General features: G+C 69.9%; 10 protein-coding genes and 1 riboswitch. Of the genes, 5 read left to right on the top strand and 5 right to left on the bottom strand.

What is annotated here, in order from left to right; translation table 11 throughout:
* The coding region (locus DVH02_RS04040; RefSeq protein ID WP_407697586.1) for an ATP-binding protein at window positions 1-429 on the top strand (429 nt) is incomplete at its 5' end.
* Window positions 430-482: 53 nt separating this feature from the next.
* Here DVH02_RS04040 and DVH02_RS04035 read toward each other — a convergent pair.
* The 5 genes from DVH02_RS04035 to DVH02_RS04015 all read right to left on the bottom strand — a co-directional run bounded on the left by DVH02_RS04035 (window position 483) and on the right by DVH02_RS04015 (window position 7,881).
* Complete coding sequence (locus DVH02_RS04035; protein WP_114622261.1) at window positions 483-1,529, bottom strand: ribonucleotide-diphosphate reductase subunit beta; 1,047 nt, start codon at window positions 1,527-1,529, stop codon at window positions 483-485.
* On the bottom strand, window positions 1,520-3,937 hold the full coding sequence (locus tag DVH02_RS04030) for a ribonucleoside-diphosphate reductase subunit alpha (RefSeq protein ID WP_114622260.1): 2,418 nt from the start codon (window positions 3,935-3,937) through the stop codon (window positions 1,520-1,522). Before DVH02_RS04030 ends, DVH02_RS04035 begins: the two co-directional genes overlap by 10 nt.
* Window positions 3,938-4,096: 159 nt before the next feature.
* Window positions 4,097-4,223: riboswitch (cobalamin riboswitch) on the bottom strand.
* 181 nt (window positions 4,224-4,404) lie between these two features.
* On the bottom strand, window positions 4,405-4,647 hold the full coding sequence (locus DVH02_RS04025; RefSeq protein ID WP_114622279.1) for a YbdD/YjiX family protein: 243 nt from the start codon (window positions 4,645-4,647) through the stop codon (window positions 4,405-4,407).
* Between the two features lie 86 nt (window positions 4,648-4,733).
* Window positions 4,734-6,929: a carbon starvation CstA family protein gene (locus DVH02_RS04020; protein WP_407697587.1), complete on the bottom strand. Its 2,196-nt coding sequence runs from the start codon at window positions 6,927-6,929 to the stop codon at window positions 4,734-4,736.
* Window positions 6,930-7,116: 187 nt separating this feature from the next.
* Window positions 7,117-7,881 carry a GntR family transcriptional regulator gene (locus DVH02_RS04015; RefSeq protein WP_114622258.1) on the bottom strand — a complete coding sequence of 255 codons (765 nt, stop codon included), beginning with the start codon at window positions 7,879-7,881 and terminating at the stop codon, window positions 7,117-7,119.
* A gap of 324 nt (window positions 7,882-8,205) precedes the next feature.
* On the opposite strand from DVH02_RS04015, the gene DVH02_RS04010 reads away from it, so the two are divergent.
* From DVH02_RS04010 to DVH02_RS03995, 4 genes are all read left to right on the top strand, one after another.
* Complete coding sequence (locus DVH02_RS04010) at window positions 8,206-9,504, top strand: sugar ABC transporter substrate-binding protein (protein ID WP_114622257.1); 1,299 nt, start codon at window positions 8,206-8,208, stop codon at window positions 9,502-9,504.
* A gap of 118 nt (window positions 9,505-9,622) precedes the next feature.
* Window positions 9,623-10,630 (top strand): carbohydrate ABC transporter permease, encoded by a 1,008-nt coding sequence (locus DVH02_RS04005; protein ID WP_233518022.1) that lies wholly within the window; start codon window positions 9,623-9,625, stop codon window positions 10,628-10,630.
* The gene (locus DVH02_RS04000; protein ID WP_114622256.1) at window positions 10,627-11,484 is read left to right on the top strand and encodes a carbohydrate ABC transporter permease; all 858 of its coding nucleotides are present in this window, start codon (window positions 10,627-10,629) and stop codon (window positions 11,482-11,484) included. Before DVH02_RS04005 ends, DVH02_RS04000 begins: the two co-directional genes overlap by 4 nt.
* 9 nt (window positions 11,485-11,493) lie before the next feature.
* Window positions 11,494-13,047 carry a glycoside hydrolase family 3 protein gene (locus DVH02_RS03995; RefSeq protein WP_114622255.1) on the top strand — a complete coding sequence of 518 codons (1,554 nt, stop codon included), beginning with the start codon at window positions 11,494-11,496 and terminating at the stop codon, window positions 13,045-13,047.
* Window positions 13,048-13,193: the final 146 nt, after the last annotated feature.

Below are 13,193 nucleotides of genomic sequence, written 5' to 3'. Positions count from 1 at the left end.
CCGCCCCTCTCGCCCCTCCTCCCGCCCTCCCGGATCAGGCTCAGTTCCAGCCATCGTGGCGCCCGCCTCGCCCGGTTGCTCTGCGCGCAGCAGCTCGACGAGTGGGGGATTCCCCGTACGGGCTCTGCCTCCGCCGTGATCACCGCTGTCGTCGCCGAGTTCGCCGCCAACGCCGTCACCCATGGGCGTACTCCCGGGCGGGACTTCGAGGTGCGGCTGACCCTCGCGGCCGAGCTGGTACGGGTCGAGGTCATCGACACCCGGCCCGACCGGCTTCCGCGCGCGCCCGGGATCTCGCCCCCGCCGCCGCTCGACTCCACCGGTGGGCGCGGGCTGTTGCTCGTCGCCGCCTACGCCGAGCGGTGGGGGTGGGTGGTGCGCGACCCGTACACCAAGCTGGTCTGGGCCGAGGTGGGGTACGACGCGTGAGGCCGGGGTACGGGGAGCGTTCCCCCGTACCCCGGCCCCCTCAGTCAGCGATCCTAGAAGTCGTCGTCGAACCCGACCGTGCCCTCCACCGCCACCTGGTACGCCGAAGGACGGCGCTCGAAGAAGTTCGTCAGCTCCTGCACGCCCTGCAACTCCATGAACGAGAACGGGTTCGAGGAGCCGTACACCGGCGGGAAGCCCAGCCGCTGGAGGCGCTGGTCCGCCACGCACTCCAGGTACTCGCGCATCGACTCGGTGTTCATGCCCGGCAGGCCCTCGCCGCACAGGTCGCGGCCGAACTGCAGCTCCGCCGCCACGGCCTCCTTGAGCATGTCCGTGACCTGCTGCTCCAGCTCCGCGTCGAAGAGTTCCGGCTCCTCCTTGCGGACGGTGTCCACGACCTCGAACGCGAAGTTCATGTGCATCGTCTCGTCGCGGAAGACCCAGTTGGTCCCCGTGGCCAGGCCGTGCAGCAGGCCGCGCGAGCGGAACCAGTACACGTACGCGAAGGCGCCGTAGAAGAACAGCCCCTCGATGCACGCCGCGAAGCAGATCAGGTTGAGCAGGAAGCGGCGCCGGTCCGCCTTCGACTCCAGGCGGTCGATCTTCTCGGCCCCCTCTCCGTCAAACACGGCCATCCACTTGAAGCAGAACTGCGCCTTCTCGCGGATCGACGGGATCTCCTCGACCGCGTCGAACGCCGCCGCCCGGTCCGCCGGGTCGGGCAGGTACGTGTCCAGCAGCGTCAGATAGAACTGGACGTGCACGGCCTCCTCGAAGAGCTGGCGCGAGAGATAGAGCCGCGCCTCGGGGGAGTTGATGTGCTTGTAGAGCGTCAGCACCAGGTTGTTCGAGACGATCGAGTCGCCCGTCGCGAAGAACGCGACCAGTCGGCCGATCATGTGCTGCTCGCCAGGGGAGAGCTTGGCGAGGTCGGCGACGTCCGAGTGGAGGTCGACCTCCTCCACCGTCCAGGTGTTCTTGATCGCGTCGCGGTAGCGCTCGTAGAAGTCCGGGTAGCGCATGGGCCGCAGGGTCAGTTCGAAGCCCGGGTCCAGCAGGTTCTTCTGTGCGGAATCAGTGGTGGTCATTACTGGCATGCCTCGCAGGACTCGGGGTTCTCCAGGGAGCAGGCGATCGCGTCTTCGGCGGAGATGACCTCCGTGGACGCCGCCTGCGCGGGTACGGGGGTGGGCTCCGGTCGGGGCGACGCCGACGCCTGCTGCGAGCCCGCCGCGCGCGCGATCTTCGTCGCGGGGCGCGAGCGCAGGTAGTACGTCGTCTTGAGCCCCTTCTTCCAGGCGTACGCGTACATCGAGCTGAGCTTCCCGATGGTCGGCGTCTCCAGGAACAGGTTCAGCGACTGGCTCTGGTCCAGGAACGGCGTACGGGCGGCGGCCATGTCGATCAGGCCGCGCTGCGGGATCTCCCACGCCGTCCTGAACAGCTCGCGGACCTCGGCCGGGACCCAGCCGAACCCCGCCACCGAGCCGCTGGACTCGCGCAGCGCCTCGCGGGTCTGCGCGTCCCACACGCCGAGCCGCTTCAACTCGTCCACCAGGTACGAGTTGACCTGGAGGAACTCACCCGACAGCGTCTCGCGCTTGAAGAGGTTGGAGACCTGCGGCTCGATGCACTCGTACACGCCCGCGATCGAGGCGATGGTCGCCGTCGGGGCGATCGCCAGGAGCAGCGAGTTGCGCATGCCGGTCTCCGCGACCCGGGCGCGCAGCGTGTCCCAGCGCTCCGGCCAGTTCAGCTCCACGTCGTAGTGGTCGGGGTGCAGGACCCCGCGCGCGGCGCGCGTCTTCGACCAGGCGGGCAGCGGGCCGCTGCGCTCGGCGAGGTCGCAGGACGCCTCGTAGGCGGCGAGCATGATCCGCTCGGCGATCTTCGTGGAGAGCGCGGCGGCCTCGGCGGAGTCGAAGGGCAGCCGCTTCTTGAAGAAGACGTCCTGGAGACCCATCGCGCCCAGGCCCACCGGGCGCCACTTGGCGTTGGAGCGGCCGGCCTGCTCGGTCGGGTAGAAGTTGATGTCGACGACGCGGTCGAGGAAGGTCACGGCCGTGCGGACGGTCTCGTCCAGGCGCTCCCAGTCGATTTCGCCGGAGGCGAGGACGAACGCGCCCAGGTTGATCGAGCCGAGGTTGCAGACGGCGGTCTCGCCGTCGTCCGTGACCTCCAGGATCTCCGTGCAGAGATTCGAGGAGTGGACGGTGTGGCCGGGCTCGGCGGTCTGGTTGGCGGTACGGTTCGACGCGTCCTTGAAGGTCATCCAGCCGTTGCCGGTCTGGGCCAGGGTGCGCATCATCCGGCCGTACAGCTCGCGCGCCGGGAGAGACCTGCGGGCCAGGCCGTCCGCCTCCGCCTTGCGGTACGCGGCGTCGAACTCGTCGCCCCACAGGTCCACCAGCTCCGGCACGTCCGCCGGGGAGAACAGCGACCAGCGCCCGTCGGACTCGACCCGGCGCATGAACTCGTCCGGGATCCAGTGCGCGAGGTTCAGGTTGTGCGTACGCCGCGCCTCCTCGCCCGTGTTGTCGCGCAGTTCGAGGAATTCCTCCAGGTCCGCGTGCCAGGTCTCCAGGTAGACGCAGGCCGCGCCCTTGCGCCGGCCGCCCTGGTTGACGGCCGCGACCGACGAGTCGAGCGTGCGCAGGAACGGGACGATGCCGTTGGAGTGGCCGTTCGTCCCCCGGATCAGCGAACCGCGCGAGCGGATACGGGAGTACGACAGGCCGATCCCGCCCGCGTGTTTCGAGAGGCGCGCCACCTGGTGGTAGCGGTCGTAGATGGAGTCCAGCTCGTCCAGCGGGGAGTCCAGCAGATAGCAGGAGGACATCTGCGGGTGGCGGGTGCCGGAGTTGAAGAGGGTGGGGGAGGAGGGGAGGTACTCCAGTCGGCTCATCAGCTCGTAGAGCCGCCCGACCTCGGCCACCGCGTGCTCGCTCTCGTCCTCGGCGAGGCCGGCGGCGACGCGCGCCATGAAGTGCTGCGGGGTCTCGACGACCTGGCGGGTGATCGGGTGGCGCAGCAGGTAGCGGCTGTAGAGCGTCCGCAGCCCGAAGTAGCCGAAGCGGTCGTCACCCGCGGGGTCGATCATCGCGTCGAGCCGGTCCGCGTGGAGCGCCACGAAGGCGGCCGTACGGTCGGCGATCAGGCCCTCGCGGCTGCCGACGGCGACGGAGGCGGAGAAGGACACCGCGCCCTGGGTCGCCGCCTCGTCCGCGATCGTGCGGGTGAGCAGCCGGGCCGCGAGCCGGGAGTACGCCGGGTCCTCGGAGATCAGCCCGGCCGCCGCCTCGGTGGCCAGCTCCCGCAACTCGGCCGCGTCCGAGCGGGCGTTGCGGCCGCGCAGCGCGGCGGCGGCGACCCGGCCCGGGTCGGTGTCGGGCAGATCGGCGGTGAGGTCCGTCAGGGTCCGCAGCAACGCGGTGCCGGGTCCGTCGGCCGTCGGCTCGGCGGTTTCCGTAACGGCTGAGACCGGATCGGCTGGCGCGATGGTCACGGTGATGCTCTCCCTCGCTCGGCTCTGGACCGGCGGAAGGGGAGAACGGGGGAGGCCGTACGCGGGGGTCCGCGGCCCGTTTCCGGGCAGCACCGCCTGCGTACCGCGCCCACCCGGCCCAACCGCGAGGCCCGGACGTCTGGACGTCCGGATCGGGGCGAGCCGGACGTACCGTCGGCAGGTACCCGGACTTACGCGGGCGTGACATATCACGCCAACGCATACCGTTGCGGGACAGTTCCGGATTCGCACCGGATTCCCCTGCGTCGACAGCGAGGTCGAGCATACATCTGGGGGGCGCGCGGTGCGCCACCCCCCAGATGTTGTGTCGTGGGTCGCCTGCGGTAGGGGCGCCGATGCCGGTGCCGGTACGGCCGCCGGGACAGCGGACGGGCCGCCGGGCCCCCGTGGGGAGGCCCGGCGGCCCGTGGTCGTGGCGGCGCCGTACGCCGCCGTGGCGCGGCGGTTCAGCAGCAGCGGAAGCCCTCGCGCGGGTCGGCCTCGCGGGCGTCCGTGCGGCTGCGTTCGAAGGCGCGGCGGGTCATGATCCGGGCCTCCGGGTCGTGGGCGGCCGTGTGGGCGACGTACCAGTCGTACGCCGACTCGCCGGTCAGCTCCCGCACGTACCAGCGGATCCGCCCGGCGATGTGCCGCGCCCTGGCGGTCACGGACGCGGTCACGGACGCGGTCACGGACGCGGACGGGTCCATGGAGGCCGATGCGGTCACCGACGGGTCCACGGACGCGGACGGGTCCACGGAGGCCGATGCCGTCACGGACGGGTCCACGGGCGCGGTCATGACGCGCCGCTCCCCGCGCCCGCCGTCACCTTCGCCTCGGCGGCGGCCAGTTCCGCCTTCTCCTCCGGGGTCGGGAACATCCCCGCAGGGGCGGTGATCCGGGACCTGACGTACGGTGCCTCCGACAGCGCGACGCTCTCCGGGGCGCGGATCGCCCTGACGCAGACCCGCGCGGCGTCGGCGATGACCACGAGGATCAGCAGCGCGAAGAGGGCCGACAGGACCCCGTCCACGGTGGAGTTGGTCACGACCGTGTGCATGTCGTCCATCGTCTTGGCGGGCGGCAGCACCTCGCCCCGGTCGATGGCCGACTGGTACACGTCGCGCTGGGTGAAGAATCCCACCTTCGGATCGCCGGAGAAGATCTTCTGCCAGCTCGCGGTGAGGGTCACGGCGGCGTCCCAGGCGAGCGGTACGGCGGTCACCCAGGCCCACTTCAGCCGGCCGGACTTGATCAGCAGCGTCGTACAGACGGCGAGGGCCACGGCGGCGAGCAGCTGGTTGGCGATCCCGAACAGCGGGAAGAGCTGGTTGATGCCGCCCAGCGGGTCGTGGACACCGACCCACAGGAAGTAGCCCCAGCCGCCGACCACCACCGCGCTGGCGAACCAGACGCCCGGCTTCCAGCTGACCTGGCGCATCGGCTTGTACACGTTGCCGAGCATGTCCTGGAGCATGAAGCGCCCGACGCGGGTGCCCGCGTCCACCGTCGTCAGGATGAACAGCGCCTCGAACATGATGGCGAAGTGGTACCAGAACGCCTTCAGCGCGGTGCCGCCGAGGACGGACGAGAAGATCTCCGACATGCCGAGGGCGAAGGTCGGCGCGCCGCCGGTCCGCGACAGCAGGCTGGTCTCCTCGACGTCCTTGGCCGCCTGGGCGAGCTGGTCGGGCGAGATGGTGAAGCCGAGGTTGGCGACCGCCTGCGACGCCGATTCGACCGTACCGCCGATGACCCCGGCCGGGGAGTTGACGGCGAAGTACAGGCCAGGGTCGATGACGCAGGCCGTGATCATCGCCATGATCGCGACGAACGACTCGGTGAGCATCGCGCCGTAGCCGATCATCCGGATCTGGGTCTCCTTCTGGACCATCTTCGGGGTGGTGCCCGAGGAGATCAGGGAGTGGAACCCGGAGAGCGCGCCGCACGCGATGGTGATGAAGACGAACGGGAACATCGATCCGGCGAAGACCGGACCGTCCCCGCGGCTCGCGAACTCGGTGACCGCGTCCATCTTCAGCGTCGGCAGCGCGATGACCACGCCGAGCGCGAGCAGCACGATCGTGCCGACCTTCATGAACGTCGACAGGTAGTCGCGTGGCGCCAGCAGCATCCACACCGGGAGCACGGAGGCGAGGAAGCCGTACGCGATCATCCAGATGACCAGCGTGCTCGCTTCCAGCGTGAACGTGTCGGCGAGCGAGGACTCCGCGACCCAGCCGCCCGAGACGATGGCGAGCAGCAGCAGCGCCACGCCGATGACCGAGACCTCGGTGACCCGGCCGGGCCGCAGCACCCGCAGATACACCCCCATGAACAGGGCGATCGGGATGGTCATGGCGATGGAGAAGACGCCCCACGGCGAGTGGGCGAGGGCGTTGACGATGACCAGTGCCAGTACGGCCAGCAGAATGATCATGATCATGAAGACGGCGACGAGCGCGGCGGCGCCGCCGAAGGGGCCGATCTCGTCCCGGGCGATCTGGCCGAGCGAGCGGCCGTCGCGGCGGGTGGAGAAGAACAGCGTCACCATGTCCTGGACGGCGCCCGCGAAGATCACGCCCGCCACGATCCAGATGGTGCCGGGCAGATACCCCATCTGCGCGGCGAGGACCGGGCCGACCAGCGGACCGGCGCCCGCGATCGCGGCGAAGTGGTGGCCGAAGAGCACGCGCCGGTCGGTGGGGTGGAAGTCGACACCGTTGTCGAGCCGTTCGGCCGGGGTGGCGCGGGTCTTGTCGACCTTGAGCACCCGGTTGGCGATGAAGCGGGAGTAGAAGCGGTAGGCGATCGCATACGAACCGAGGGCCGCGGCCAGCATCCACGCGGCCGACACCTCCTCGCCGCGGGAGAGGGCGAGCACCCCCCAGCCCGCCGCGCCCACCAGGGCGACCAGCGCCCAGACGGCGATCGATCTGGGAGTGAGCTTCGGGGCCTTGCCCGGTGCGGCTCCGGGGGCGGCTTCGGGCACGGCGTCGGACGCGTCGGTCGGTGCGGGCTCTGGCATGGCGCGTGGTCCCCTCACTGGTCACCTGCTGAACACGCAGGAAAACTAAGCCAGGGGATCGGCCGCCGTCACCCCCCGTCCGGAGATCGGTACGGAAAGTGTGGATTCGGCGCGGAGTTGGTGACGGTTTCGCCGAGTCGGCGCGAGTTGGTCAGTGCGCCGGGCGCCTGAGCCGGGCCACGAACTTGTAGCGGTCGCCGCGGTAGACGGACCGTACCCACTCCACCGGTTCGCCCTGCGCGTCCAGCGAGTGGCGCGAGAGCATCAGCATGGGCAGGCCGACGTCCGTACCGAGCAGTCCCGCCTCGCGCGGGGTGGCCAGCGAGGTCTCGATGGTCTCCTCGGCCTCGGCCAGATGGATGTCGTACACCTCGGCCAACGCCGTATAGAGGGAGGTGTACTTGACCAGCGAGCGGCGCAGCGCGGGGAACTTCTTCGCGGACAGGTGCGTGGTCTCGATGGCCATCGGCTCGCCGCTGGCCAGCCGCAGCCGCTCGATGCGCAGCACGCGTCCGCCGGCGGTGATGTCGAGCAGTCCCGCGAGGGTGTCGTCGGCGGTGACGTAGCCGATCTCCAGCAGCTGCGAGGCCGGTTCCAGGCCCTGGGCCCGCATGTCCTCGGTGTACGAGGTGAGTTGGAGGGCCTGGGACACCTTGGGCTTCGCCACGAAGGTGCCCTTGCCCTGGATGCGCTCCAGCCGTCCTTCGACCACCAGCTCCTGGAGGGCCTGGCGCACGGTGGTGCGGGAGGTGTCGAACTCGGCGGCGAGGGTGCGCTCGGGGGGTACGGGGGTGCCGGGCGGCAGGGTGTCGGTGATGTCCAGCAAGTGCCGCTTCAGCCGGTAGTACTTGGGTACGCGCGCGGTACGGGTGGGCGTGCCGCCCTCGGTCTCGCTGCCGACCCCGTCCGTGGCCATGCCCTGCCTTCCCGACTCCTGCGCTGCTGCGGTCACCGGCTCCTCCGTCTGTCGCGGCTCACATGGTGACACGGTCCGGCCACGGGGTGTCGCCCTCACTCATGTGTCGGTCCGGTAACGGACGTGACAGCCCTTCTTATACACCCTTGACACCCCTAAAGGTCTAGGCCAAGCTCCCGGTACTGGTCTAAACCATTAAAGACCAGGTCCCGGCCCCAGCGGTACTTGTCAGCGGTTCTTGCCGTACGTGTCAGTACTTGTCTTGAGTCTTCGCGGTCTTCGCGGTGGGCAGGGGGGTTGCAGGCATCCCTTGAGGAGGATGGCGTGAAGCGCAAGCTCATCGCGGCGGTCGGCGTCGCGGGCATGATGTTCGGCGTAGCGGCGTGTGGATCGGACGACAGCTCGGCGTCCAAGGACCCCAAGGACCGCGCGGAGACCCTGACCGTCTGGCTGATGTCGGACGCGCAGAGCACCTGGCCGGAGCTGGTCAAGGACGTCAACGCGCAGTTCAAGGAGAAGTACCCGAACGTCAAGGTCAACGTCAACTACCAGCAGTGGGCGGACAAGGCCAAGAAGCTGGACGCGGCGCTCTCCGGTGACAAGTTCCCGGACGTCGTCGAGCTGGGCAACACCGAGACCATGACGTACATCCTCAACGGCGCTCTCGGCGAGATCGACCCGAAGAAGTACGAGAACTCGGACACCTGGATCAAGGGTCTGAAGGACACCTGCTCCTTCGAGGGCAAGCAGTACTGCGTGCCCTACTACGCCGGCGCGCGCGTGGCGATCTACAACAAGGACATGTTCAAGGCCGGAACGGGCTCCGACGAACTGCCCGCCACCGAGGCCGACCTGACCAAGGCGCTCGACAAGATCCAGGCGAAGAACGGCAAGGACAAGGCGTTCTCGCCGCTCTACCTGCCGGGCCGCTACTGGTACGCCGCCATGTCGTACGTCGCCGCGTACGGCGGGCGGATAGCCGAGTACGACGAGGGCGCCAAGGAGTGGAAGTCCACGCTCTCCACCCCGGAGGCCCAGAAGGGCATCCAGCACTTCGTCGACCTGGTGAAGAAGTACAACCACGGCGACAAGACCAAGGACGAGGCGGACCACGCCAACGTCATGGCCAACGAGAAGACGGCCCTCCTCTACGGCAACGGCTGGGAGTCCGGCAGCGTCATCGACCCGGCCCAGAACGGCAACCCGAAGCTGAAGGACAAGATCGGCACCGCCGGGATGCCCGGCCCCGACGGCAAGGCCCTGCCCTCCTTCATCGGCGGCTCCGACCTCGCCACCATCTCCAAGTCGAAGATCCAGGACCTCGGCGAGGAGTGGATCGCGGCCTTCACCAGCGCCAAGTCGCAGGAAGTGCTCGCCTCCAAGAACATCCTGCCGAACAACACCAAGCAGCTGGAGCCGCTGAAGTCCAACCCGGACACGGCGCCCATCGCCAACGCCGTGCCCGACGCGTGGTTCACCCCGATCGCCCCGGGCTGGACCGCCATCGAGAAGAAGGAAACCCTTGAGGTGATGCTGCTCGACATCATCAAGGGCAAGTCGGTGGCCGACGCCACGAAGGCGGCCGACGCGGAGATCGACAAGATGATCAACGAGGAGTCCTGAGCCGACGGCTCACCGTTGATCGTCCGCGGGAGGGGGCGGGGTCCGAGGTCCGTACCGGGCCCCGGACCCCGCCGTCTCCCGTCCTCCGGTACCAGGTCCGAACGGAAGGCCAGCACACGTGAGTGCCGCCGAGATGAAAGCAGCCGACCCGCCGGCAGCCGCCGCACCGGTCCCCGTAGGGGCCGGCGACCCCCGGTCCCCCCGGCCGTCCGAGCCGCCGCCGCGCGCGCGGCGCAAGGCCGGTGCGCTCCTGCCCTACCTGCTGATAGCCCCCGCGTTCGTCGCGATCGCCGCCGTCTTCGTCTGGCCGCTCGTGAAGACCGTCCTCATGTCGTTCCAGGACGTCGGCAGACGGGAGCTGTGGAGCGGACAGGCCGCTCCCTGGGTGGGCTTCGAGCAGTTCACCAACATCCTCGGTGACGGCGAGTTCTGGGCCGTCGTCCTGCGGACCGTCGTCTTCATGGTCATCTGCGTGACCGTCACCATGGCCGCCGGTCTCGGCATCTCCATGCTGATGCAGCGCATGGACACCTGGGTACGGCTGCTGCTCACCGCCGCCCTCGTCGCCGCCTGGTCGATGCCGCTGCTGGTGGCGACCTCCATCTTCCGCTGGTTCGCCGACTCCGACTACGGCGTCCTCAACATGGTGCTGACCAAGTACCTCGGCGTGGACGCCCAGGGCCACAACTGGTTCCTCGACCCCAAGCAGGGCTTCGTCATCATCGGCGCCGTCGTCGTCTGGGGCGCCATCCCCTTCGTCGCCGTCACCCTCTACGCGGCGCTCACCCAGGTCCCCAAGGAGCTGGAGGAGGCCGCCGCGCTCGACGGCGCGGGCGTCACCGGGATCTTCCGGTACGTGACCTGGCCGGTCATCAAGCCGGTCTTCCAGATGGTGGGCACCCTGTCCGTACTCTGGGACTTCAACGTCTTCGGCCAGGTCTTCCTGATCCGGGGCAACAAGCCGGAGCCCGAGTACTCGCTCCTCGGCATCTACTCGTTCGAGAAGGCGTTCGAGTCCAACTCGTTCAGCCAGGGTGCGGCCATCTCCCTCATCACGGTCCTGCTCCTGTCCGGCGTCGCCGTGTACTACCTGCGCCAGCTGCTCAAGATCGGAGAGGTCGAATGAGCGCCTCCACCCCCCAGACCCTCCGGCCGGACCGCAAGAAGAACCGGCTCGTCTACAACCTCCTGGGCCTGGGCGTGTTCGTCGTCATGGCCTTCCCGGTCTACTGGCTGCTCATCAGCTCGCTGCGGCCCAACGTCGAGATCCGCAGCTACGACCAGACCCTGTGGCCCTCCTCGTTCACGCTCGACAACTTCCAGCGGGCCGTGAACCAGCCGAACTTCTCCACCGCCATCCAGTCCAGCCTGATCATCTGCGGCACCGCCGTCCTCGGCGGCATGCTGCTGGCCACCATCGCGGCCTTCGCCATCGGCCGGTTCCGCTTCCGCGGCCGCAAGTTCTTCATGATCGTGCTGCTGACCGTGCAGCTGCTGCCGCCGACCGCGATGCTCATCCCCATCTACATCCAGCTCAACGACCTGGGCGGGCTGAACGAGTACTGGGGCGTCATCGTCATCTACCTGGTCTCGACGCTGCCCTTCGCGACCTGGATGATCCGCGGCTTCGTCATCAACATCCCGCAGGAGCTGGAGGAGTCCGCGATGGTGGACGGCTGCGGCCGGATGGGCGCCTTCTGGCGGGTCACCTTCCCGCTGCTCGCCCCGGGGCTGGCCGCCGCCGCGATCTTCTCGCTGATCACGGCGTGGAACGAGTACCTGCTCGCCTACGTGCTCCTGCAGGACAACGACAAATACACGCTGAACGTGTGGCTGATGAACTTCACCACCTCGCGCGGCGTCGACTACGGAGCCCTGATGGCCGCCTCCACCCTGATCGCCATTCCGGTGGTGGCCTTCTTCCTCCTCGTGCAGAAGTACATGGCGACCGGCCTCACCTCCGGCGCAGTGAAGGGTTAGGAACAGCCGATGACGACGCTCGCATCCTCCACCGACCAGCTCACCCGCGACGCCCTCGCCGTCCTCCAGCCCGGGTTCCTCGGCACCACCGCGCCCGACTGGCTGCTGCGCAGGCTCGGCGAGGGGCTCTCCTCCGTCGGGCTGTTCGGCCGCAACGTCGACTCGCCCGAGCAGCTCGCCGCGCTCACCGAGCGGCTGCGCGCCGAACGCGACGACGTCCTCGTGGCGATCGACGAGGAGGGCGGCGACGTCACCCGGCTGGAGGTACGCCACGGCTCCTCCTTCCCGGGCAACTACGCCCTGGGCATCGTCGACGACCCGGAACTCACCCGGAGCGTCGCCCGCGAGCTGGGCCGCCGGCTCGCCGAGTGCGGGGTCAACCTCAACTGGGCGCCGTCCGCCGACGTGAACTCCAACCGCGACAATCCGGTCATCGGGGTGCGCTCGTTCGGCGTACGGCCCGAGCTGGTGGCCCGGCACACCGCCGCGTATGTCGAGGGGCTCCAGAGCGCCGGGGTCGCCGCCTGCACGAAGCACTTCCCCGGGCACGGCGACACCGCCGTGGACTCGCACCTCGCGATCCCCCGGATCGACGTGGACCTGGACACCGTGCACGCCCGTGACCTGCTGCCCTTCCGCGCGGCGATCGCGGCGGGCTCCAAATCGGTGATGAGCGCGCATATCCTGCTCCCCGCGCTCGACCCCGACCGCCCGGCGACCCTCAGCCGGCGGATCCTCGGCGGTCTGCTGCGCGAGGAGCTGGGCTTCCAGGGGCCGATCATCACCGACGGCATGGAGATGGCCGCCATCGCCTCGGCGTACGGAGTCGAGCGCGGCTCCGTCCTCGCGATCGCGGCGGGCGCCGACGCCATCTGCGTCGGCGGCGGCCTGGCGGACGAGGAGACCGTACTGCGGCTGCGCGACGCCCTGGTGACGGCGGTACGGGCGGGCGAACTGTCCGAGGAGCGACTGGCCGACGCCGCCGCGCGGGTGCGCGGACTCGCCGACTGGGCGCTCCGGGCCAGGGGGACTTCGGGGCCGGGCGCGGACGCGCGGGAGGGGACCGCGCCCGGTACCCCGATCGGGCTCGTCGCGGCCCGCCGCGCGGTACACGTGACCGGTACGGCCGCGCCGCTCACCCGGGCGCCGTACGTCGCCGCCCTGAGCCCCGTCGCCAACATCGCCGTCGGCGACGAAACCCCGTGGGGCCTCGCGGCGGAGCTGGCCCGGCTGCTGCCCGGCACCCGGTCCGGCACCTACGGCGCACCGGCGGACGCGGACGCGGGCGCGGGGACGGGCGCGGGGACGGCGGCGGCGGGACCGGCCGCCGAGGTGCTCGCGGCGGCGGGCGACCGTACCGTCGTCGCCGTCGTGCGCGACGCCCACCGCCACCCCTGGATCGCCGAGACGCTGGACGCCCTGCTCGCGGCGCGCCCCGGCACGGTCGTCGTGGAGATGGGCGTCAACGAGGCGGAGCCCAAGGGCGCGCCGCACATCGCCACGTACGGCGCCGCGCGGGTGTGCGGCCGGGCGGCGGCGGAGATCATCGCCGGCCGGAGCTGACGGAGCTGACGGAGCCGACGGAGCCGACGGAGCCGACGGAGCCGACGGGCCGACGGGCCGACGGAGCCGGTCGAGCTGAGGGACCGTACGACACTGCCGGGCCGCCTCGTGAGGGGCGGCCCGGCAGTGTCGTACACGGGGGAAGG

It is taken from the genome of Streptomyces corynorhini (assembly GCF_003346515.1).
GTDB lineage: Bacteria > Actinomycetota > Actinomycetes > Streptomycetales > Streptomycetaceae > Streptomyces > Streptomyces corynorhini.
The sequence above is the reverse complement of the archived record's forward strand: the minus strand, read 5'-3'. Positions and strand labels throughout refer to the sequence as shown.

What these genes read in the sequence shown, in the direction of transcription:
- DVH02_RS04035 (WP_114622261.1), bottom strand. Translation starts at nt 1,529, where the DNA reads ATGCCAGTAATGACCACCACTGATTCCGCACAGAAGAACCTGCTGGAC.
- DVH02_RS04025 (WP_114622279.1), bottom strand. Translation starts at nt 4,647, where the DNA reads ATGGACCCGTCCGCGTCCGTGACCGCGTCCGTGACCGCGTCCGTGACC.
- DVH02_RS04015 (WP_114622258.1), bottom strand. Translation starts at nt 7,881, where the DNA reads ATGGCCACGGACGGGGTCGGCAGCGAGACCGAGGGCGGCACGCCCACC.
- DVH02_RS04000 (WP_114622256.1), top strand. Translation starts at nt 10,627, where the DNA reads ATGAGCGCCTCCACCCCCCAGACCCTCCGGCCGGACCGCAAGAAGAAC.
- DVH02_RS03995 (WP_114622255.1), top strand. Translation starts at nt 11,494, where the DNA reads ATGACGACGCTCGCATCCTCCACCGACCAGCTCACCCGCGACGCCCTC.